This is a genomic window from Streptomyces sp. NPDC027672, assembly GCF_055566335.1.
In genome coordinates, this window is sequence record NZ_JBVHSO010000006.1 from 68,880 (window position 1) to 88,807 (window position 19,928).

A 19,928-nucleotide genomic window follows, 5' to 3' on the forward strand; every position below is an offset into this window, starting at 1 on the left:
GCGGGCCGGCTCAGCACAGGAGCGGCGCCGGGGCGTGGCCCGGGGCCGGGACCTCCGCCTGCCGCGGCTGGGCTTCCGCGGATGCTTCCGTCTGGACTTCCGTCTGGGCCGGGGTCAGGGGCCGGTGGCGGCAGCTCGGGGACTTTCCGTGGGCCTCGGCCCTGATCCGCTGCTTCATCGTGGGGGGCAGGGCCCTGGCGTGGGACCAGGCCCAGTGGCGCGTCGCCGGGACCGCCGGGTTCGTGCGGTGCGCGGTGCCGGTGCGCGGGCTCTCGGTCCGGGGACCGGCCGCGGCGGCGGTGGCGGTGCCCGCGGTGACGAGACCGAGCGCCGTGCACAGCGCGAGGAAGGCGGTGACGATGGCGGTCCACAGCTTCATGACCTTGTTCTGGGCCATGACCCCTCACTTTCGGGTTGGGCGATTTGCGTACTTTGTTCATCATGTGTATGGGGGCGGGGAAGTGGTGGACCGACGCCCGTGGCGCGTCGATGTTCCGATGAACACCACCCGGATGGCCGCAAGGCGGTCGGAAAGCTCCCATAAGCCGATGAGCACGAGCGAAAGGGGAGCAAGGTAACTGTACGTGCGGGTGTGGTCACCCTGCGGCCAAGACGGCGTCCGACCTGGGCTATCGCGCTCGCGGGGGCGGGAGTTGGGGCCCGGCGCAGGTCACCGATCGATATCGGTCGGTGTGTATAGTCGGGCGCCAGAGGTCCCCCTACGTCAAGGAAAGACGAGGTCGCGCGGTGAAGAAGCTGCTCCTGGTCGCACTGGCCGCCATCGGCGGGCTCCTCGTGTACCGCCAGATCCAGGCGGATCGCGCCGAGCAGGACCTGTGGACGGAGGCGACTGACTCCGTGCCCACGGGTTCGTGAGTCCCGAAACCGAAGCACATACCGAATCTGTACGGACCCCGGCCGCCTGAGCGGCCGGGGTTCTGTGCTTCCCGCCGGGCCTCCGGGGCGTCTCGCGTTGCGGGGGCGTGCCGGGTGGGGTAGGCGGAGGGGCGGGGTGTGCCGGGGTGGCGCCGGTTTCGGACGGGTGTACCCGTTGCCCGGATGGCGCAGGGCCGGCCGGGGCAGGATGGGCCCGGTCCGGCGGGTGGGGCGACGACGGGGGTGGTGGCGCGTGCGGAGGCGAGCGGGCGGGGCTGCGGCGGGACGGTGGCGGCGGGCCGCCGCGAGGGCCCGGCGCGTCGCACTGGTGCTGCCGGCGGCCTGGGCCGTCGCGCTGTCCGGCCCGGCGACCGCCCTGGCCGGCGCCGCGTCGGCGGCCGCCGCTCCGGTTGTGGCCGCGCCGGCTGTCGCCGGTCCCGCAGCCGCCGCGCCGGCTGTCGCCGCTCCGATTGTCGCCGCTCCGGCCGTCGCCGGTGCGCGGTCGGAGTCGGGGCGCGCATCGGGAGCGGTGCCGGAGGCGGGGCTGGGCTCGGGAGCGGTGTCGGAGGCGGGGTCGTACGCCTTCGTGCCCGGCGCCCGGAGTGTCGCGGGCGCGGCGGACACCTCGGCCGCCGAGGCGCTGGAGGCCGGCCACCCCTACCGCAGCTCCCTCCCACGCGGCGGCAGGCTCTACTACCGGCTGCGGCTCACCGCCACGGACACGGCGTATGTCCCCGTCACCGCCGTACCGCCCGCGGACGCCACCGTCACCGCCACCGACGGCATCCGCGTCTCGCTCCGGGACGCGCACGGCACCTCCTGCTCCTACGCCTCCGCCCGCTTCGGCGCCGGGCTCAGCCCGCGCCCGGTCACGGCCCTGGGGCAGCGCGAGGCGGGCAAGGCGCTGTGCCAGGGGGCGGGCACGTACTACCTGCTCGTCGAGCGTCTCGACGCCCAGGGTGCCGGCGCGGCGGCCACGTCCGGGCGGTGGGACCTGGAGATCACGCCCGCCACGGAACCGGGCCTGGCCCAGGCCGGCGCCACGGACCCGCCGCGCGCCTGGGACTCCGCCACCCCCGCGCCCCTCCCCGGCCGGCCCCGCGACCGCACCGGCGGCACCGGGTTCGCCACCGCGCGCCCGCTCGGCCAGGGCGTCTGGCGAACGGCCCTCACCCCCGGCGAGACCCGGTTCTACGCGGTGCCGCTGGACTGGGGCCTGCGCCTGCACGCCTCGGCCGGGCTGGGCGGCGCCCCGGGCCACGGCTACGCCGGCGGCGCCCTGAACCTCTCCCTCTACAACCCCGTCCGCGGCTACGTCGACGGCGTCTCCCTCGGCTACACCGGCGCCGCGAAGTCCGCCGCGCTCGCTCCGCTGCCGCCGGTGGAGTACGCCAACCGGTACGCCGTCCCGGCCGGCGTGACCTCCGTCCGGTTCGCCGGCCACTACTACGTGGTCCTGCACCTCAGCACCCGCCTGGCCGACACGTTCGGGCAGGGGCCGTTCGAGGTGACCCTGCGGGTACGGGTGGCCGGGCGGACGCACGCGGGACCCGGATACGCCGGCAGCCCCGAGCCCGGGGGTGTCTTCACGGTCACCGAGCGGGACCGCGCGGCCGCGCTGGCCGGGGACACCGGAGGCACCGGGGGCCCGGGACCGGGACCGGGCGGGGCGGGCGGCGGGAACCGGGCGATGCGGCTGGTCGCCGTCGGCGGGATCGGCTCGGGGACCGCGCTGCTGCTGGTCCTCGGCGGCTGGACGGTGGCGGCCCGCCGCTCGCACGCGCGCTCCCGGTGAGGTGAGCGGGCCCGGCCCGGCCCTGGCGACGACCGGCTCGGGCGACGCAGAGCCGGTCGGTGGTCGGTCAGCAGCCGGCCAGTAGAGGGTTAGTGGCCGGTCGGTGGCGGGGGCAGTGGCCGGTCAGTAGCGGGTCAGCGCCCAGAAGCCGACCGCGTAGCAGGCGAGCGCCAGCAGCAGGATCACGAGTACGGCGCGGGCGGGCGGTCCGGGCCGCGGGGCCGCGCGCCGCGCCCGCCGGTGCCGGGGCTGCGAGGCGGGACGGGCGGGAGAGGCGGGAGGGGCCGCTGCGGTGGCTCGTGGGTCGCGGGCCGTGTACGCGGCGGTGTCGGTGGTGGTGTCGAGGGGCGGGAGCGGCAAGGGCCCAGGAGCCCGCGTCGGCATCGGCACGGGTGCGGGAGGGGGCGGGAAGGTGTGTGGGTGCGGGGCGGGGGCGGGTACGGGATCGGGGGCCGGGGGGTGCTGGGGTGGCGGCAGCCGGAAGCTGCCGGTGTCCGACAGGGAGCCGGTGTGGGTGGGTTCGCCGGAACCGTGGGCGGGCGTGCCGGAACCCGTGACCAGGCTCCCGCTCGTCCCCGCGCTCATGCCCGCGCTCGCGTCTGCCCGCGCGCCCGGTGTACCCGCGCTCACACCCGCGCCCAGGTCCGCCCGCGCGCCCGGCACCGCTCCCGTACTCGAGTGCCCGCCCGAGCCAGTGCCGGTGCCGGTGCCGTCGCCCGTGCCCGGTGCCGTACCCGGGCGCCTGGCCGAGTCCGTGCCCGTGCCGTCGCCCGTAGCCCCGCCTGCGCCCGTGCCGGCCCCCGTAATCCCGCCTGTGCCCGGCGTCGTATTCCTCCCCGGCACCAGGTCCAAGGCGACGCCGGAGGCCTGGCGGAGGGGGCCGGCGGGGCCGAAACCGGGGGGCAGGGGGCCGAGTTGGTCGAAGATCTCGACGAGTTCGTCGTCGGGGCCGGGCTCCGGCAGGAGTTCCGCGGCGTCGGCGAGCGCCTTGCGCGCCCCCGTGGCCGTACGGAAACGCCGTGCGGGATCGGGCTGGAGCAGCGAGGCGACGACGCCCCAGACCGGTTCCGGGACGCCCTTCGGCGCGCCGGGCGTGCCGTGCTCCTCGAAGTACCGCACGAGGGCGCCGGCGTCCGGCTTGGCGCCCTGGAGGAGGTAGAGGGCGACCAGGCCCACGGCGAACAGGTCGGCGGGGAAGTCGGGTTCGGCGCCCTGTAACTGCTCGGGGGCGAGGTAACCGGGCGTGCCCACCACGAGGTTGGTCTCCGTCAGCCGGGGTTCGCCGAGCCGCATGGCGATGCCGAAGTCGGAGAGCCTGAGGCGTGGCCGGCCGGTGCCGGTGGCTTCGAGGAGGACGTTGGCGGGCTTGATGTCCCGGTGGACGACGTCGTCCGCGTGGACGGCGGCGAGCCCGGACAGCAACTGGTCGAGGAGCGTGCACACGAAGGCCGACGGCAGGGGGCCGTAGTCGTTGACCAGGTGGACCAGGGAGCCGCCGGCGACCAGGTCCATGGTGAACAGCACCTTGTCGTCGTCGGCGGCCCAGCTGGCCGGGGCGAGGACGTGCGGGTGGTCGATGCGCAGCCCCTGCTCGCGGACGAAACGGAGCAGGGAGTGGGCGTCGCGCTGCCGCAGGACCTTCGCGGCCACGTAACGCCGTCGGCGATGGTCCCAGGCACGCCATACGGCGCCCACGCCACCGCGCCCGATCGGGTCGGCCAGCTCGTACCGGCCGGCGAAGACCTCACCCATGACAGCCGCCGCTCCTCTTCCCGGCCCTGTGCGGCCGACCGCTCGCGGACATCCCGTGCCCCGGCCGGTCCGGTTCCCCCGGCGGACCGGCCCGTGGATCAGTTCGGGCGGGAGTGGATCAGTTCTGGTGGGACTGGTAGTGCGCGACGGCGTCGGCGGTGCGGCCGGCGCCGTAGACGCGGAGGAACTCCGCGAGTTCGGGGTGGCTCGGCGCGAGGGCGTCCGCGGCGTCGATGATGTCGCCGGCGGCGGCCACCGAGCGGAGCAGCGACTGGATCTCGCGGACCACGCGCTTGACCGTGGGCGCGCCCGAACTGGTGGTGGTCTGGGTGGTGTTGTTGAGCACGGATCCCCCTTGCGACTTCTTGATCTCGTCCATGCGGTCGGTCGCCTCGGCGGCGCTGACGCTGCCGTCCGCGACCTGGGCCGCCAGGTCCTGGAGCAGCTGCACCCGCTGGACGACCGCGGGATTGCCGATCTTGGCACGCTGACCGCTCATCAACTGGGAGAGCATCGGAGCGGACAGGCCGAGGACCGCCGCGAGCCGCGCCTGGTTCAGCCCGAGATCGTCGATGAGCTTACGGAAGAGCGCCCCCAGCGGCTCCCCGTACCAGTTCCGCTGCAGCTCGCGCGCTCTGGCGGTGGCTTCCTGCTGTGCGGCGTCCATGGCGTCTCCCCATCGCTTCCCCTGAAGAACCGCGGTTCGCTGTAGCGAACCACGTCGAGCATCTTACGGAGAGTGGTCATCCGCGGGGACCCCCAATCTTTTTGCGGAACACGGGGGGTGACCCGGTACTCTGGTCTGCGGCACCCACCGGGAAGCAGACCGTCCGGCCGGGAGCCGCTGCGCGGGGCCTTAGCTCAGTTGGTAGAGCGCCGTCTTTGCATGGCGGATGTCAGGGGTTCGACTCCCCTAGGCTCCACAGGTAGGAACGAGCAGGTCAGGCCCTGTACCCGGTTGGGTGCGGGGCCTTCTTGCATCCGGATTCCACATAGAGTCCACATCCCCAGTGATCTTGTCGACCGTTCACTTGTTCGAGTGGCTGGACTGTGTGCGCCAGGCACGTAGAGTCCCGCCGCCGGGACGGGCATGCGCGTCTCCCCACGCGCGCCTGAGATGCGCGTCCCGTACATGCCGGCCTCACCCAGATACAGCTCGGCGACCGCGTCGGCCGAGAAAACCGGACGATCCACCGCTGGGAGCACGCGCAGCGCATCCCCGGCCTGCTAGACCTGCTGCTCATCGCCGAGGTCCTGGACGTGCCCCTCGCCGGCCTCGTCCGCTGAACGCGTGAGGGCCCGGCCGACGCGTCGGCACGCCGGCCGCGGAGTCATCGCGGCACCCGGACGATTTCCAGCTCCCGGTCGGCCAAGGCCTCGGCCGTCCTCGCGCTGGCAAGGTGGGCGCGGAGAGCCCCCGGCCGGGGGGTGTGGCCGGGGGTTCGGGGTACTACCGTCAGCCCTTCGGCGGGATGAGGAACATCCGCTGCGGCTGCGGCTCCGGGTCACGCGAGTCCGGCTGCTGCGCGCGCCTCCACGCCGCCACCAGATCCGCGTACTTCGGGTCGATCCACTCGGACATGCGGCCTCCTTTCGCGGGAGAGGCTACTTGTCGGGCTTGGGTTCGGGCTTGGGTTTGCGACGGGTCTCGATCGGTCCGCCGTCGTCCGAGTGCTGGCACTTGGCCGCGACCGGCACGAGCGTCTCGTCCGACGGCGCCACCCACAGTTCCTCATCCACGTCCCAGCCGAGCGCCGCGATGGCTTCGCGGGTGCGGTCCAGGACGGTGGGGTCGTAGCTCTCCGGACCGTAGCCCGGGGCGTGGTGCACGAACCGGCCGCCGAGACGCTCGCACAGGCCCGCGTACATCTCGGTGTGGACCAGCAGGGCGTGCCAGCCCTCGTCCACGATCCGCGACGGCACGAGCCCGGCGCCCGGGTTCGCCGAGCAGGCCGCCACGAACTTGAGGGCCTCCTCCACGATCCGGCCGGCCAGCTCCTCGCCCATGGCCGGGTTGGCGTCCAACACCGTGCTGCGGTAGCTGGTGAACTGCTCGTCGGTGATGAGCATGCGGGCCATCGGCGGCGGCTTGGGGCCGGGAGGACCACCGTCCGGGGTGGGTCCGGGAGGTATGGTCACGATGATCTCCTTCGCTGGAGCGGATGGGGTCGGCGCCCGGGCCGGGTTCTTCGCGGATCCGTCGGTCCGGGCGTTCCTGCCGTCGGCGTGGTGCCGCAGCAAGAGTCCTTGTGCGAGACCTCGTTGGATGACGGCCGCCCCCGATGGGGGCAGGGACGGACGTCCGGCCCGCCGCGGCCGATCGCCGTCAGGTGGCAGCGGTAGATCTCAGGTCACCTTGTGCCGGGCCTGCCGGGCGTGCCGGCGCATCAGCACGTGGCAGTCACTCACCCGGGAGAAGTCGCCAGCGGCGTGCGCTTCGACGCGCTGCTGGACCAGGGCGGCGCACTGAGCGCAGCCGCGCACCGGCCGCGGTGGATCGAGCGGGAGCTGTACGAGTGGCGGCGGGGACACCGGGATGCTCACCGGACGGTCACCCTCTCGGTCAGGCAGCGGACGTGGGCGTAGCCGAGGCGGGGTGCGAAGGTGCTCGGGCTGTGCCAGAGCAGCGGCGCGGTCAGCTCCGCCGGGAGCAGCGGGCCCCGGCAGGGGAAGCAGGTCGGCTGGGGTTTGGCGGCCGGGCCTGCCGTCTGTTCGTGCAGGATGCGGCGGCCGTGGCCGACGTAGCAGGTCCGACGCTGCCGACAGGCGACGCAGCTCTCGTAGTGGTCGTGCCAGTCGTACCAGGTGACATACCAGGCCAGCCGCGCCGCGTAGCAGGGCAGGCAGCCCCACCAGGGAAGAGCAGCCGACAACCTCACGGCGGTGGCGTCGGCCGGGCTGGTGCACCAGACGCACGCCTCACCGGCCAGGGCTGCCGGGGGCAGGGTCTGCGGGAACTCGTGTACGGCGATGAGCTGGTGCAGGCGTAACAGCTCACCGGCATCCTGCACGGTCACCGGCCCAGCTCCAGCAGCAGGTCGTGCAGGGCATGGCGGACCGGGCAGAGGTCGGTGACGCTCTTGCAGTCCGGGCAATCGGCGGGGTGCCGGCCGCGGGCGGTGTGTACGGCGCTGCGCAGGCAGCGCCGGCAGGCACGCGGGAACCAGTGCGCGCCGTTGTCGGTGACGCGTTCGTGTAGGTCGATGGCGGTATTGGTGGTCAGCACCTCCCCGCCCCATACGCACTGCGCGCCGCGGGTCCGGGCGTCGGACAGCAGCTCCAGGCGGGGCAGCGGAATGTGAGGTACGAAGTCGACGGGGATCTCCATCAGATGGCTGCGCTGAGCCGAGGTCATTCCGGGTCCCTCACTTCCTGACGGTAGCCTCCAGGGCCCAGGGCGGCAGCAAGCAGCGTGGGGTCGGTGAGTCGGCCAGACCCGTCCGGGAAGGCCAGCCACCATCGGCCGCCGAGCGAGTGTGTGACGGGCGGGCATTCCAGTGCCCAGCCGGCCGGGTGCACAGCGAGGCCCGCGATGTCGTCCAGCTGGTCCGCGAGTTCGGGCAACAGCAGCCACCAGACCATGCTGCTGTAGATGTCGGTGAGTATCGGGCCGACGGGGATCGAGCCGAGCCTGCCGAGCGCGTCCAGGGACCGGGACAGCTCTACCTGGGCCACGCGCCAGTACGGGCCAGACGGGATCGCGGCCAGCTGCCCGGCATCCCACGTCTGCTGGACTGCGGCCGGGTCCGGAGCGTGCGACAGCAGCCATGCCTGGCCTTCGCCGAGTGGGGCGATGGGGATGAAGGTCGCCATGGCGCGACCGTATGCAGGGCGGTTGCGGACCTGCGTGCCGATTGCGCGGGATTGCGCATGGCGGCGGGCGGGTTGCTGCTGATTGCTTACGAGAGGTCGAGAGAGGCCCGTGCACGGCCGATCAGGCGCCGCGCCGGGGCACCGTACTCGGCGGACTCAGCGAGCCACTCCCAGGCCCGTTCGTACAGCTGCACGTCCTCGTCGCCGGTCAGCCACAGTTCCTCGCTGATCGTCTCCACGATGACCAGGCGCCGGTCGTAGATCCAGAACGCGTGCGGGGCGGTGCGGCGCAGCTGCGCGCCGAAGGGGATGATGCCCAGCTCCACACGCTTCTGCCCGACGAGGTTGTAGAGCCGGTCGAGTTGCTCGGCCATCACGTCCACCGGGCACGGGCGGTGGTACAAGGCTGCCTCGCACAGCACGAACCGAAACGACTTGTCCGGGTCGTACAGGGCTTCCTGCCTGCGCATGCGCTTTTCCACGGCCGCCTCGGTCGTAGCCGGGATGCCGCGGAACTCTGCCAGGGCGTCGAAGACGACGCGCGCGTACTCCGGGGTCTGGAACAGCCCCGGGATCCGCGAGACTTCGAGGCCGCGGATCTGCTGGGTGTTCTCCGTCAGCCGTACCGCGATTTCCTGACGGCCGCGGTGCCCGCCGGCCAGCTGCTTCCGCCACGACCGGTTCCGCTGCTTCATATCGAGCCCGGCCAGCAGCCCGTGCAGCTCTGGTCCGACGCCCGGCCGGTTCAGTGCGCTCGCCCATGCGGTGAGGTCGTCGCGGGTGGGGGTCTGCTTGCCGTTCTGCAAGCGGCTCACCTTCGACGTCTGCCAGCCGAGCCGGGCGGCGAGGTCTTTCCCCTCCAGCCCGGCCTCGGTGCGCAGCTCGCGCAGCCGCGCGCCGAGGGCTTCACGGGCCGTCTGGAAGTCGGTGGTCACACAGTCGAAGCTACCTGCCGCGCGACCTCCTGCGTAGGCACAGCGTGGTGCCAGGCGGCATCGCGGGCCTGGCAGGCGGCAAGCACCTCGGCAGGGTCCTCGGTGACGTACACGCCGAGGGTGGTGTCGTCTTCGTCGAATGCGAACCGGGCCAGGATCTTGGAGTCGAACAGCCAGAAGTCGTAGTCGGGCAGGCGCAGATGCTCGGCCTGGGCGCGGGTGAGGTTGCGGATGTCCTCGCCGGCCCCGACGTTTCCGGGCGCGCTGGCGAGCAGGAACCGCTGGCCGTCGGTGGGCGGGTCGTCCACCAGGCGCACGCGCTCGAACCTCTTCCCGGCCGCCGTCTGCTGGGCCACGTTCTCCAGCCAGGTGCTCGGCTCGGCAGCGATGTCCTCGCCGGCCTGCCAGCGTGCCCACTTCGGGCTGCGCCGGTCGGAGGCGTACCCGCGGCGGGTCTCCAGCCGCCAGGCCGTGTGGCGGAACTCGCGGAACAGGTGGCTGATCGCCGAGAACGGCTGAAGTTCAGGGGCGGGGGTGCGCGGGGCGTATCGGGTAAGCAGGCTGCGCGGTACGCGGACGAACGTCTCGGTCGGCTTCACGTCGCGCAGCTGGACCAGGTGCTCGGGGTCGGTCTCGCGGTCGCCCTGGACGAGGATCTCGTCGGTGCCCTCGATCTCGTACAGGGTGGGGCAGTCGCCTTCGTCGCTGGTGGTGCCGATGAACCTGAGCGTCATCACGCCTCCGCTGCCGGGTTGGTGGGGTACCAGAATGCGCGGGATGGCTCGGTGGCGTGCTGTGATTGCGAGCGATTGCAGGTACTCCGGGCGTGCTGCGGATTGCGCGCAAACGCAGCGGAGGGCCCTCCCCCGCCCGGAGGCGAGAGAGGGCCCACGATCAGACTCGCCTCCGCCCGGCCGGCGCCGGCGGCTCGATGCCTCGCTGCCGTGTCCGCCCGGACAACTCGGGCACGTATCCGTCGAAGGCGCGCACGCGTGACGTCAGGCTGTCGACGGGGCGCGGGTGGGACGGGCCCGGGTCAGGGGGTGGGTGGGGTCATCGGGTCGCCGGGGTCGTGACGCGGCGGGCCGTCGTCGTGTCCTGTGCGACCGGGGCCGTCGCGCTGCCCAGGAGTCGCAGTGCCGCCTCGGACGGCGAGCCGGGCTCGGCGGTGTAGGCGATCATGCGCTGACCCGAGGTGCCCGGCAGGACGAGGTTCTCGAAGCTGAGTTCCATCGCGCCGACCAGCGGGTGCCGCAGGTGCTTCACCCCGGAGGTGCAGGTGCGCACCGGGTGCCGGGCCCAGCGGGAGGCGAACTCGTCGCAGTTCATGGTGAGCTGCCCGACCAGCTCGGCCAGCGAGCGGTCGTCGGGGTGGCGGCCGGCCTCCAGCCGCAGGGCGGCCACGGCGAGTTGCGCCTGGTCGTCCCAGTTCGCGTACAGCTCGCGGTACTGCTCGTCCAGGAACAGCATCCGGGTCAGGTTCGGGCGGGTGGCCGGTGTCTCCGGGCTCTCGGGCGCCAGGTGGCCGGCGAGCAGCGCGTGACCGAGGTGGTTCCAGGCCAGGACGTCGTTGCGCCGGTCCAGGATGAGGGCCGGCACGTCGGTCATGGCCGCCAGCAACTGCCGGGCGGAGGCGCTGGCGTGCGCCACCCGGGGCGGTGCGGGGCGGGACGAGGCGGTGGCGGGACGGGCGAGGTCCTTCAGGTGGGCCGTCTCGTCGTCGGTGAGGCGCAGCGTGCGCGCGAGCGCGTCCAGCAGGCCGTCGGAGACACTGGTGGCGCGGCCCTGCTCGAGGCGGGTGTAGTGGGTGATGCTGATGTTGGCCAGCATCGCCAGCTCCTCGCGGCGCAGACCGGTGACGCGGCGGCGGGTCGGGTGCGGGGTGATGCCGACTTCCTCCGGGCGCAGCGCGGCGCGGCGCGACTTGAGGAAGTCTCCCAGCTCGGACGAGGCGTCCATTCATGCCTCCAGGGCGGCGGAGTGCGACAGGCTGTGCCAGTGATCTCCCATGATGCCCGCCGGGCGTAAAGGCTGGAAGCCGTAAGGGTGGTCCTGTGATGACTACCCTCGTACTGGCTGTGCAACGCAGGGTTCTGGCTTGGAATCCGCACGCCGACGAGCCTTTTCCTCAACGGCGCGTGCCGCGAACGAGAGCGCCGCGTGTCAGGAACCAGAGAACCAGAGGATCCAGAGGAAAGGGACTCGACGTCATGTCTGTCACTGATACGGAGGCGGCCGGTACCGCGCCCGGCACTGCCGTCGACCCGGCACCAGCGGTGCTCACCCCCCGGCTCCGACTGGTGCTGGTACTGCTGCTCGCCACGCAGTTCATGCTCGCCGTGGACTTCGCCATCCTGAACGTGGCGCTGCCGGTGATCGGCAATGACCTGGGCTTCTCGCTGTCGCGCCTGCAGTGGATCGGTACCTCGTTCGCGCTGTGCGCGGCGGGCTTCACCCTGCTGTTCGGCCGGGTCGCCGACCTGTTCGGCCGCCGCCGGCTGTTCCTCGGCGGTCTCGTGGTCCTGGGCGCGGCCTCCCTCGTGGGCGGCCTGGCGCAGAACCCGGAGATGCTGATCGTGGCCCGCGTGTTCCAGGGTCTGGCCACCGCTGCCGTGACCCCGGCCGCGCTGTCGCTGATGACGACCTCGTTCCCGGAGGGCCCGCTGCGCCAGAAGGCGCTCGGCCTCAACGGCGCGCTGATGTCCAGCGGTTTCACCACCGGCGCCATCCTCGGCGGCGTGCTGACCGACCTGCTGTCGTGGCGCTGGTCCTTCTTCATCAACGTGCCCGTCGCCATCGCCGTACTGATCATCGCGCCGACGGTCATCAAGGAGTCCCGCCTCGAAGAGCGTCCCAAGCTGGACCTGCCCGGCGCCATCAGCGTCACGCTCGGCCTGCTGGCCATCATCTTCGGTCTCACCCAGGCGGGCGAGAAGGGCTGGGGTTCCGCGCAGGCCCTGCTGTCGCTGGCCGCGGGCGCGGTGCTGCTGGTGGTGTTCTACGCCGTCGAGCGCAAGGTGTCCGCTCCGCTGGTGCCGCTCAGCGTGCTCGGCAAGCGGTCGGTGGCCTGGGGCAACGTCGCCGGTCTGATCGCGTTCCTCACCGAGTGCTCCCTGGTCTTCCCGCTGACCCTCTACTTGCAGGACGTGCTCGGCTTCTCCGCGCTCGCCGCCGGTCTGTCCTTCGGCATCCTCGGCCTGGGCACCGTCACCGGTGGTGTCACGGCCCCGAAGTTCATCGGCAAGCTGGGCAGCAAGCAGACGCTGATCGTCGGCGGCATCCTGCAGACCGTGTTCACCGCGGCCCTGGTCGGCCTCGGCGACGACCGCTCGTGGCTGTGGCTGATGCTGGTCGCCAGCTTCCTCGGCGGTGTCGGCAACATGCTCGTCATCGTGGGCTTCATGGTGACCGCCACCACGGGTCTGCCCAACCACGAGCAGGGTCTGGCCACCGGCCTCGCCACCATGACCCAGCAGGTCGGCATCACGATGGGCACGCCGATCATGAGCGCCGTCGTCACCGCGGCCATGGCAGGGACGGGAGCCACCGCCATCCTCGGCGGTCTGAAGGTCGCGATCGCGGTGAACGCGGCCATCGTCCTCCTCGGTGTCCTCACCAGCGCCGTCTTCCTGCGCAGCGACCGGACCCCCGCGCACTGACCGCGCACGGCACCGGCCGGCTTCCCCTCCCGTGCACCGCCCTCCACCCGGAGGGCGGTGCACGCGTATGAGGAGCAGGGGAGACGAGGGGAGACGAGGGGAGACGGGCGGAGAGGGGCGGAGAGAGGGGGGAGAGACGGGCGGGCCGGCCGGGAGCACCGGGTCCTCGGCGGCCTGGCCCGGACCCGCCCGTACGACTCGACGACGAGCCCTCGCCGCCACTCCTCCACGCCCGCACCGGGCGTGTTTCTCGTGCCCCGGGACCTGCGGCAGGCGCGGCGGGACGGAGCGGGTGAGCGGGCGTATCGGACGCCTTCAGGCGGGCGGCCCCACAGGGGCTCGGCGGGCCGCCCTCACCACCGAGCCCGCCGAGCCCGCCGAGCCCGCCGAGCCCGCCGAGCCCGCCGAGCCCGCCGAGCCCACCGAGCGCCCCCGCCCATTCCGCCCACTCCGCACGTGCCGTGCGTGCCGTGCGTGCCGGACTCTCCCGGACCCCGAGAAGAAGACGGCGTGCCCCCGGACTCCGGGGACGAGAAGGCGTACCCCCGGCCCCCCGTCCCGTACACGCAAGGTGGGTGGGCACCCCGTGCGTAGGCACCGCAACGGACCCCGCACACGCCGAAGCCTCGCCTGGCCGGCTCCCGGGATTCGGGGGCCGGCCAGGCGAGGCCGAGGGGTGGGGGGTGGCGCGCTGCGGTCTTACGCCGTGAAGGGGAACGTGAAGTTCTTGAACAGGTCGGTCTCCCCCGCGTCGGCGCCGCGCAGGCGCAGGGCGTAGCTGAGCAGGGAGTGGTCGAGCATCGAGATGCGGTCGCCCTCTTCCCTGGCGCCCTCGGACAGGTCCTCGATGACCCAGGCGATGGCCGAGCGGCCCTCGTAGCGGTCCCGCGGGGCGAACATCAGCTCCGGGGCGCCGATCTCGCCGAGGATGTTGAGGACGTAGCTGACCGGGAACGCGCGGTTCGCCCGGTTGTCGTCGATGCGGTTCTCGTAGGGGCCGGTGCGGTCCAGGTCGGGGAACGAGTCGGCCATGCGCACCAGTGCCTCGTCCGGGATCAGGTCCATCCGGCCGGTCATCATCGACAGTTCGATGATGTACGGGTAGGCGTTGCCCCGGGGCGAGTAGTTCTCCCCGGGGTCGACGGTGTCGAGGACCGCGGCGACGTCCTTCATGAAGGTGTCCAGGTCGGGCAGTTCGTCCGCCAGGCGACCCAGGTTGTGCAGGGCGATGACGTAGTACTGCGACATGTGGACGCGGGTGTCCCAGGGGATCCGGCCCATCAGGTCCCTGGCCTCGGCCAGGGCGTCGATCGGCTGCGTCAGATACTCCGGCCTGCCGCACATGGCGATGGCGTTCAGCATCGTCAGCAGCGGATAGACCTTCTTCCACGGGGTCGGCATGGGGTTGGGGAAGGCCGGCCAGTTGCCCACCTCGTCGGCCCGCGTGAGGTATTCGAGGACCTCCCGCATGTAGTCGCGCTCGCCGTCGAAGATGTGCTCGGTGTAGTCGAGCAGTGCGAGCACGGACATCAGCATGCCGCCCACGCGCCCGCAGAAGTAGGGGATGGGGATGCGGTCCAGCAGGTTCAGCGCCTCGACGACGTGGTTGCGCTCGGCGGTGACCAGGCGGTCGCGCAGACCGAGCTGTCCGAGGGCGAGGAAGACGGTGCAGCAGGCGGAGACCCGCTCGTACTCGCCGTGCCGGCCCTGGTTGTCGTCTTCGATCCGGTCCGGAGCGATCTCGTCGAGCATGCCGAGGACCTCGGCCGGGAAGTCCACGTCCTCGTTGACCAGCAGGGACAGGTCGAGGTCCAGCTTGGCGAACGCGTCCATGAGGATGCTGCCGGCCGTGGCCCGGTAGTACGGGTTGGGCACGGCCCGGACGGCGTCCAGCAGCGGCCCCACGGCCGGCTCTATCCAGGCGCGGTCGCTGCCGGGTTCGAGGACCCGCAGCGTGAAGTCCGCCATGTCCCGGCTGAACAGGGTGTAGCCGTCGGACGGCGACACCTTCTTCGCGAGCTGGTCGAAGCTGTCGCGGATGTGGCCGGCGATCGCCGGGTCGTAGTCGATGGGGTACTGGCCGAGTCCGATGCCGCGGAGCATGCGGCTCCACGGGGTCGCGATCATCCGGGACTCGTTGGGCATCTCGTTCAGCCCGGAAAGGGGAAGGGAACGCGGGACAGCGTTCATGGGTGCGGTCCTCCAATAGGGACGGTCGCCGTACGAGGGCTTTTTTCAGGGAATTCGAGGGGCGGGTGAACGGGGGCCGTTCCCGAGGGGTGCCCTTAGGGTCTTTCGTTTGGAGCAGCCCGCGAGCCCGGCGTGATCCAAACGAGAGGCCCTAGCTCTCCGGATAGGGCAGCGGGGGCACCGCGAGGCCCAGGAACTCGGTCCTGCTGCCTTCCAGCATGTGCAGGGCCCAGTTCAGCCACTTGATGCCCTCGCAGTAGATCGCGACCGGGCGGCGCTGGGTCTGGTAGGTGTCGACGAGCGTGCCGTCCAGTTCCTTCTGGAAATGGAAGGGGGGCATCGCCGTGAAGTGCTGGCCCATCATGAACACGAACCGGATCAGCCAGTACGGGTCGTCCCTGAGATAGGGCGACTCGGGGTCGTCCAGGCCCAGCGCGGCCGTCATGACCGGGGCGAAGTAGTCCTCCATCCCCTGCGGGGCCTCGGGGTCGACGGTGCCCCCGGCCGCGATCACGTCCCGTACCCGGTACGCCTTCTGGTACGGGTTGCCGTGCCGGAACGCGATGTCGACGCTGGGCGTGCGGCCCTCGCCGACGTCGACGCTCATGGCGAACTGCTCGAAGTGGATCTCGTCGTAGTGGCCGATGGAGTTGTGCCACGGCTTGTTGTCGTACATCGCGTCGTCGCGGGTGTCCTTGCCCTCGCTCTTGAAGCCGATGGCCCGCGGGTCGAGGAACCTGATCCCCAGGGTGGCGGGGGTGATGGCCGCCAGGGCCGCGTCGACGTCCTCGCGCGGTGCCCCGGACTCGATCAGGCGCTGGGCGTGCCGCAGCGGCTCGGTGTGGGTGAGCTTGATGTTCTCCGTGTTGGTGTCCCCCATGACGAGGGAGTGGAAGGCGGGTTCGAGGATCTCCGCGTACTGCGGGGTGTCCCGGAACCGCTTCAGCAGGGCCGTGTGGTTCAGGTAGGAGACGCCGTTGACGACGATCCGTTCGGTGTCGAGGAGGTGCGCGCAGAAGGTGCGCGGTGCCGTGCGGCGGCACAGGTCCAGCCGGTCCTCGATCTTCCTGAAGTACGAGGTGTCGAGTGTCTCGCCCGGTGCCGGCACGCGGCCGATGCTGTGCACCTCGTCGTTCAGCACCCGGATGATCTGCTCGTAGAGCCGGGCGACCACGGCGGGCGGCGGGGTGTGCTTCTCGACGTACCGGCTCACCTCCTCGCCCGCGATGTAGCTCATCTCGTAGATGACTTCCCGGTCGACCGTGTGCTCGTCGGTCCGCAGGTGGGACGGGACGGGGGTCTCGCGCTCCAGGACGGAGAAGACCTCGGGGAAGTAGGCGCGCACCGGTTCGGGCAGGGACTGCAGGTACTCGGCCTGCTTCCTGGCCTTGGTGAACGGCGGGAGCATCACGCCGTCGCCGTCCGGGTCCCAGCGCGCGGTGGTCAGCGCCTCGCTGAGGACCTTGCGGACCGTGATGTGCTCCTCGCCCTCCTTCCGGACGAAGACGGTCATGGACTCGCTGCCGCCCTGGCCGAAGCCGACGATCGTCTCGTCGCTGTGGATGTAGGCGTGGACCGTGCTGGACAGCACCCGGCGGCTGCGCGCGTTGGCCAGGACGGCCGCGTTCTCCTCGGTGAGGTCGAGGACGCAGGCGTACTCGAAGGCGTCGAGGGCGGGGTTGACCCGCTTCTTCCAGACCTCGGCCGGCTCGGTGACGGCGACGATGTGCGTGGCGTACGGCCCGGTGTCGACGTCGGTCGCGGCCGGCTCCGAACCGAGGGCGACGAGCTGGCAGTTGCCGTTCAGGTGGATGCGCCGGACCGGGGTGTCGAGAGCGCCGTCCCGGAGCACGGCGCGGGTGGCGTCCGCCAGGTCCTTGCGGGACTGGACCGGTACGCCCTCGGGGGAGACGAGGGGTATCCCGGCCGGGGTGAGCCCGCTCCCGCTCAGGATGCGCTCCGTCACGTCCTCGGGGGCCGAGCCGGTGCTCAGGGTGACCGCGTCGGCCAGGGAGACGGCGCCGGAGACGGCCAGGGCGGCCAGCCAGCCGGGGACGTCGTCGCCTTCGAGGTAGTGGTCGCTCTGCGCGAACAGGGCGGGCCGGTGCTGGGCGAGCGTACTGAACAGCAGGTACTGGTAGACGACCCGCTGTCCCGCCGGGTGCAGGGCGCCGTCGGGGTGCGGGCCCCCGAGCATCCGGTCGTGCGTCTCGTACGCGGTCGGCTGGGTGTCCAGCAGCAGCCGGGTCTTGCGGGCCAGCGCCTCGCCGCCGGGGCCGGACGGGCCGCCGAAGTGGAAGACGACCACCTCCGGACGGGTGGTGTGCAGGGTCCGGGTGCGGACGTCGCCGGTCGCGTCCCGCACGGTGAGTTCCACGTAGGCCTTGCCCAGGAGCGTGGAGTCCCCCGCGGTGATCCGCTTCTTCGTCCGCGCCCGGGTGACGAGTTCGCCCCGGTCGACGGCGATGTGCTCGCGGTGCGCGCGGGTGTGCTGGAAGATCTCCAGGAACCGGTAGAAGGCGGGCGAGCCCTCCCGGTCGGGGCGCAGCATCTCCGCGGTGATGACGCGCCCGAGGGTGCGGGAGAAGTAGTCGTCGCAGAAGGCGTTGTCGGCGGCGAGGCGGAACATCTCGTGCAGGAGGTGGTGGTCCTCGCGCGTCAGCTCCTCCTCCGAGCCGTACAGCTCCTCCAGCCGGGACATCAGGGCGCTCACCGCGTTGACGGCGCGCAGGAACCTGGCCGTGTCCTCGTGGCTTCCCGTGTAGGCCGTGACGGGGGAGGCGACGTCGTTGTCCTGGAGCAGCCGGACGGACTTCGCGCCCAGTCCCAGCTCCAGCACCATGTCCACGTCGAGGCTGTTCAGGCTCTCGCAGGTGTCGCGGGAGGCCATGACCCGGTCCGTCATGGCCAGGACGCCCTCGCGGACGTCGAAGGCCGTGGTGAGCAGGGACATGTCATGGTTGGACACCACGGGCACGCGGGGGCCGGCGAAGTGGATCCGGTGGGTGACGAAGAACCGCTCCAGGGCCTCCCGGGCGGGCCGCATCCGCGCCGAGTGGGCGAGGAAGACGGTCGGCTCCTTCAGGTCCCAGCTGGTCGCTTCCGTGAAGGTGGTGAGGAACGCGTCGAATGCGGGCCTGGCCCCGGCCCGGACGTAGAGGTTCGCCTGCGTCGGCGCGTAGGTCTTGTGCAGCTCTACGTCCGTGAGCGCGAAGGCCGCGCGGATGCCGTCCAGGACCACCGCGAGGGCGTCCGGGCTCGGCGCCCGTACGGCGACCACGTGGTGCGGCTCGCCGACCAGGGGCGTCCGCCGGACGGACTCGTCCAGGTAGGAGGCGATGTCCCGGGCGAAGGGCTCGTCCGTGCTGTGCGCGCCGGCGGCCTGGAGCATCAGCGGCGTGAACGCCTGGGCGATCTTGGTGCCGTCGAAGACGGAGAGGGCGCCGCTCGCCACCGCGGCCGTCAGGACGCCGAAGCTCTCGCCGGTGTAGGCGACGAAGTCGACGGGGACCCCGTTCTTCGCCGTCCGGTCGCGGAGGTAGGCGTCCAGGGCGAGGCTGTGCACCAGCAAAGACGCGCCGATGAAGCCCTGGCGCTCCATCTTGCCGTCCGGGAGGTTCTCCGGGTCCAGCAGGAGCAGGTCGGGGCGGCCGGGGAAGCCGAGGGCGCGGGCGGCTTCCCGGTAGACGCCGGTGACCTCGGGGATGCCGGAGTCGAGGAGCTGCCGGCCGAGGCCGCGGTAGAAGCCCCGGCTGCCCAGGCCGGGGAAGAACCCGGCCACGCGGATGCGGTCCTTGGTGCTGAGGACGTCGTCGACGAGAGCGGGCCGTGCGGCCGGGGCCAGTGCGGGGTGGGCGGGGGAAGGAGCGGGGGACAGAGAGCGGGACACAAGCATCGCCTCTCGGGTTCTTCTGGGCGGTAACATCGCACGCTCGCCTTTGGGCGCGGGGAATCAAATCCTCATTCCCGGGTACGGTATTTATTCTTTCGGTTCGCCAGAACCCGTTTCAACACGTTCCGATACAGGTTTCTCCAAGCCTCTGTGAGGCTCTGTAAGCGTCTGCAAGGGAATGTCAGAGAACTTCAAAGATGCTGGTGGGAGAGGCGCTCGGCCGGGTCCCGGGCCGGGAGGAAAAGAATCGGGGCCGAGAGCCCGGAAGGCTCTCGACCCCGATTCTTTTCGGTGCTTGACGCTGTCAGTCGGACGGCGCGGACGGCGCGGAAGACGTGAATGGCTCGGGCTGCTCGGACGGCTCGGGCGGCAGGCTGGTGCGCAGCCGCGGCAGCATTCCCGGCGCGGCGAGCCCGGGCAGCAGGAGCCGCCAGAGCGCGGAGATGCGGGCGGGCAGGTCCCGCCGGCTGCTGTAGGCCTCCGACATCACCTGAAGGCCGGTGAACGCGCCGACGATGGTCGCGGCGACCTCCGACAGATCGGCTCCCGGCAGCAGTTCGCCCTGCTTCTCGGCCTGACACAGCAGGTCCTCGACCAGGGTGATCGACTGGTTGTAGGGCGCCTGCGCCGAGGCCGAGAAGGACGACCGTTCGACGGCGAGCCGCACACTGGCCCGCAGCACCATGTCCGTCTGGAGCCGGAGCGAGAACGCCAGCGTGAGGTCGATGACGGACTGGAGCTTCACGGGATGGTCCGGTACCACCAGGGCCTCGCCCTGTGCCTCCGCCAGCGCCGAGGCGATCGCCTCCTTGGAGGGGAAGTGGTGGTACAGCGCGCCGCGGGTGAGGCCGGCCCTGGCGAGGATCTCGTTCGTGCTCGCCGCGTCGTACCCGCGTTCGCCGAACACAGCCGCGGCGGCCTCCAGGATCGAGCGTTTCGACCTGATACCTCGCTCCTGTCGGGCCATCCGTCGGATCCTCACATCTCAGGTTCTAAAACATACAAACTTGCCTGCA

18 protein-coding genes, 1 tRNA gene and 1 pseudogene are annotated in these 19,928 nt (G+C 71.7%); 5 read left to right on the plus strand and 15 right to left on the minus strand.

Annotation, left to right across the window (positions count from 1 at the left end; genetic code table 11):
- Positions 1 to 10: 10 nt before the first annotated feature.
- Positions 11 to 397: a DUF6344 domain-containing protein gene (locus ACZ4SV_RS16140; RefSeq protein WP_365871664.1), complete on the minus strand. Its 387-nt coding sequence runs from the start codon at positions 395 to 397 to the stop codon at positions 11 to 13.
- 350 nt (positions 398 to 747) lie between these two features.
- On the opposite strand from ACZ4SV_RS16140, the gene ACZ4SV_RS16145 reads away from it, so the two are divergent.
- Positions 748 to 876, plus strand: a complete 129-nt coding sequence (locus tag ACZ4SV_RS16145; RefSeq protein ID WP_003999697.1) for a DLW-39 family protein — start codon at positions 748 to 750, stop codon at positions 874 to 876.
- 529 nt (positions 877 to 1,405) lie between these two features.
- The gene (locus ACZ4SV_RS16150) at positions 1,406 to 2,671 is read left to right on the plus strand and encodes a hypothetical protein (RefSeq protein ID WP_468004879.1); all 1,266 of its coding nucleotides are present in this window, start codon (positions 1,406 to 1,408) and stop codon (positions 2,669 to 2,671) included.
- A 123-nt stretch (positions 2,672 to 2,794) separates the two neighbouring features.
- Here the strand turns inward: ACZ4SV_RS16150 and ACZ4SV_RS16155 are convergent, their stop codons facing one another.
- Together ACZ4SV_RS16155 and ACZ4SV_RS16160 are read right to left on the minus strand one after the other, a co-directional pair.
- Positions 2,795 to 4,423: a serine/threonine-protein kinase gene (locus ACZ4SV_RS16155; protein ID WP_468004881.1), complete on the minus strand. Its 1,629-nt coding sequence runs from the start codon at positions 4,421 to 4,423 to the stop codon at positions 2,795 to 2,797.
- 118 nt (positions 4,424 to 4,541) lie between these two features.
- Complete coding sequence (locus ACZ4SV_RS16160; RefSeq protein WP_397936525.1) at positions 4,542 to 5,090, minus strand: helix-turn-helix domain-containing protein; 549 nt, start codon at positions 5,088 to 5,090, stop codon at positions 4,542 to 4,544.
- A gap of 183 nt (positions 5,091 to 5,273) precedes the next feature.
- On the opposite strand from ACZ4SV_RS16160, the gene ACZ4SV_RS16165 reads away from it, so the two are divergent.
- Together ACZ4SV_RS16165 and ACZ4SV_RS16170 are read left to right on the plus strand one after the other, a co-directional pair.
- A tRNA-Ala gene (locus tag ACZ4SV_RS16165) sits at positions 5,274 to 5,346 on the plus strand.
- Between the two features lie 223 nt (positions 5,347 to 5,569).
- Positions 5,570 to 5,710: pseudogene (locus ACZ4SV_RS16170) on the plus strand (helix-turn-helix domain-containing protein); the annotation flags it as partial.
- A 169-nt stretch (positions 5,711 to 5,879) separates the two neighbouring features.
- Here ACZ4SV_RS16170 and ACZ4SV_RS16175 read toward each other — a convergent pair.
- From ACZ4SV_RS16175 to ACZ4SV_RS16215, 9 genes are all read right to left on the minus strand, one after another.
- Entirely contained in the window at positions 5,880 to 6,005 is a 126-nt protein-coding gene (locus ACZ4SV_RS16175; protein WP_468004884.1) for a hypothetical protein, read from the minus strand.
- A 23-nt stretch (positions 6,006 to 6,028) separates the two neighbouring features.
- On the minus strand, positions 6,029 to 6,562 hold the full coding sequence (locus ACZ4SV_RS16180) for a glycine-rich domain-containing protein (protein ID WP_468004886.1): 534 nt from the start codon (positions 6,560 to 6,562) through the stop codon (positions 6,029 to 6,031).
- 207 nt (positions 6,563 to 6,769) lie between these two features.
- Entirely contained in the window at positions 6,770 to 6,967 is a 198-nt protein-coding gene (locus tag ACZ4SV_RS16185; RefSeq protein ID WP_468004888.1) for a hypothetical protein, read from the minus strand.
- Complete coding sequence (locus tag ACZ4SV_RS16190) at positions 6,964 to 7,440, minus strand: hypothetical protein (protein ID WP_468004890.1); 477 nt, start codon at positions 7,438 to 7,440, stop codon at positions 6,964 to 6,966. The genes ACZ4SV_RS16185 and ACZ4SV_RS16190 overlap by 4 nt, the downstream gene beginning before the upstream one ends.
- Entirely contained in the window at positions 7,437 to 7,778 is a 342-nt protein-coding gene (locus ACZ4SV_RS16195; protein WP_468004892.1) for a hypothetical protein, read from the minus strand. The genes ACZ4SV_RS16190 and ACZ4SV_RS16195 overlap by 4 nt, the downstream gene beginning before the upstream one ends.
- On the minus strand, positions 7,775 to 8,236 hold the full coding sequence (locus ACZ4SV_RS16200; protein WP_468004894.1) for a hypothetical protein: 462 nt from the start codon (positions 8,234 to 8,236) through the stop codon (positions 7,775 to 7,777). Before ACZ4SV_RS16200 ends, ACZ4SV_RS16195 begins: the two co-directional genes overlap by 4 nt.
- A gap of 86 nt (positions 8,237 to 8,322) precedes the next feature.
- Positions 8,323 to 9,171, minus strand: a complete 849-nt coding sequence (locus ACZ4SV_RS16205; protein ID WP_468004896.1) for a helix-turn-helix domain-containing protein — start codon at positions 9,169 to 9,171, stop codon at positions 8,323 to 8,325.
- A complete protein-coding gene (locus ACZ4SV_RS16210) occupies positions 9,168 to 9,905 on the minus strand; it encodes a DUF6879 family protein (RefSeq protein WP_468004898.1) in 738 nt (245 codons plus the stop codon). The genes ACZ4SV_RS16205 and ACZ4SV_RS16210 overlap by 4 nt, the downstream gene beginning before the upstream one ends.
- A 319-nt stretch (positions 9,906 to 10,224) precedes the next feature.
- Positions 10,225 to 11,130, minus strand: a complete 906-nt coding sequence (locus ACZ4SV_RS16215) for a helix-turn-helix transcriptional regulator (protein WP_365871680.1) — start codon at positions 11,128 to 11,130, stop codon at positions 10,225 to 10,227.
- A 251-nt stretch (positions 11,131 to 11,381) separates the two neighbouring features.
- On the opposite strand from ACZ4SV_RS16215, the gene ACZ4SV_RS16220 reads away from it, so the two are divergent.
- On the plus strand, positions 11,382 to 12,830 hold the full coding sequence (locus tag ACZ4SV_RS16220) for an MFS transporter (RefSeq protein ID WP_468004901.1): 1,449 nt from the start codon (positions 11,382 to 11,384) through the stop codon (positions 12,828 to 12,830).
- 699 nt (positions 12,831 to 13,529) lie between these two features.
- Here ACZ4SV_RS16220 and ACZ4SV_RS16225 read toward each other — a convergent pair.
- The 3 genes from ACZ4SV_RS16225 to ACZ4SV_RS16235 all read right to left on the minus strand — a co-directional run bounded on the left by ACZ4SV_RS16225 (position 13,530) and on the right by ACZ4SV_RS16235 (position 19,879).
- Positions 13,530 to 15,020 (minus strand): hypothetical protein, encoded by a 1,491-nt coding sequence (locus ACZ4SV_RS16225; protein WP_468004903.1) that lies wholly within the window; start codon positions 15,018 to 15,020, stop codon positions 13,530 to 13,532.
- Positions 15,021 to 15,171: 151 nt separating this feature from the next.
- On the minus strand, positions 15,172 to 18,909 hold the full coding sequence (locus ACZ4SV_RS16230; protein ID WP_468004905.1) for an ACP S-malonyltransferase: 3,738 nt from the start codon (positions 18,907 to 18,909) through the stop codon (positions 15,172 to 15,174).
- 307 nt (positions 18,910 to 19,216) lie between these two features.
- Complete coding sequence (locus ACZ4SV_RS16235; protein ID WP_365872807.1) at positions 19,217 to 19,879, minus strand: ScbR family autoregulator-binding transcription factor; 663 nt, start codon at positions 19,877 to 19,879, stop codon at positions 19,217 to 19,219.
- Positions 19,880 to 19,928: the final 49 nt, after the last annotated feature.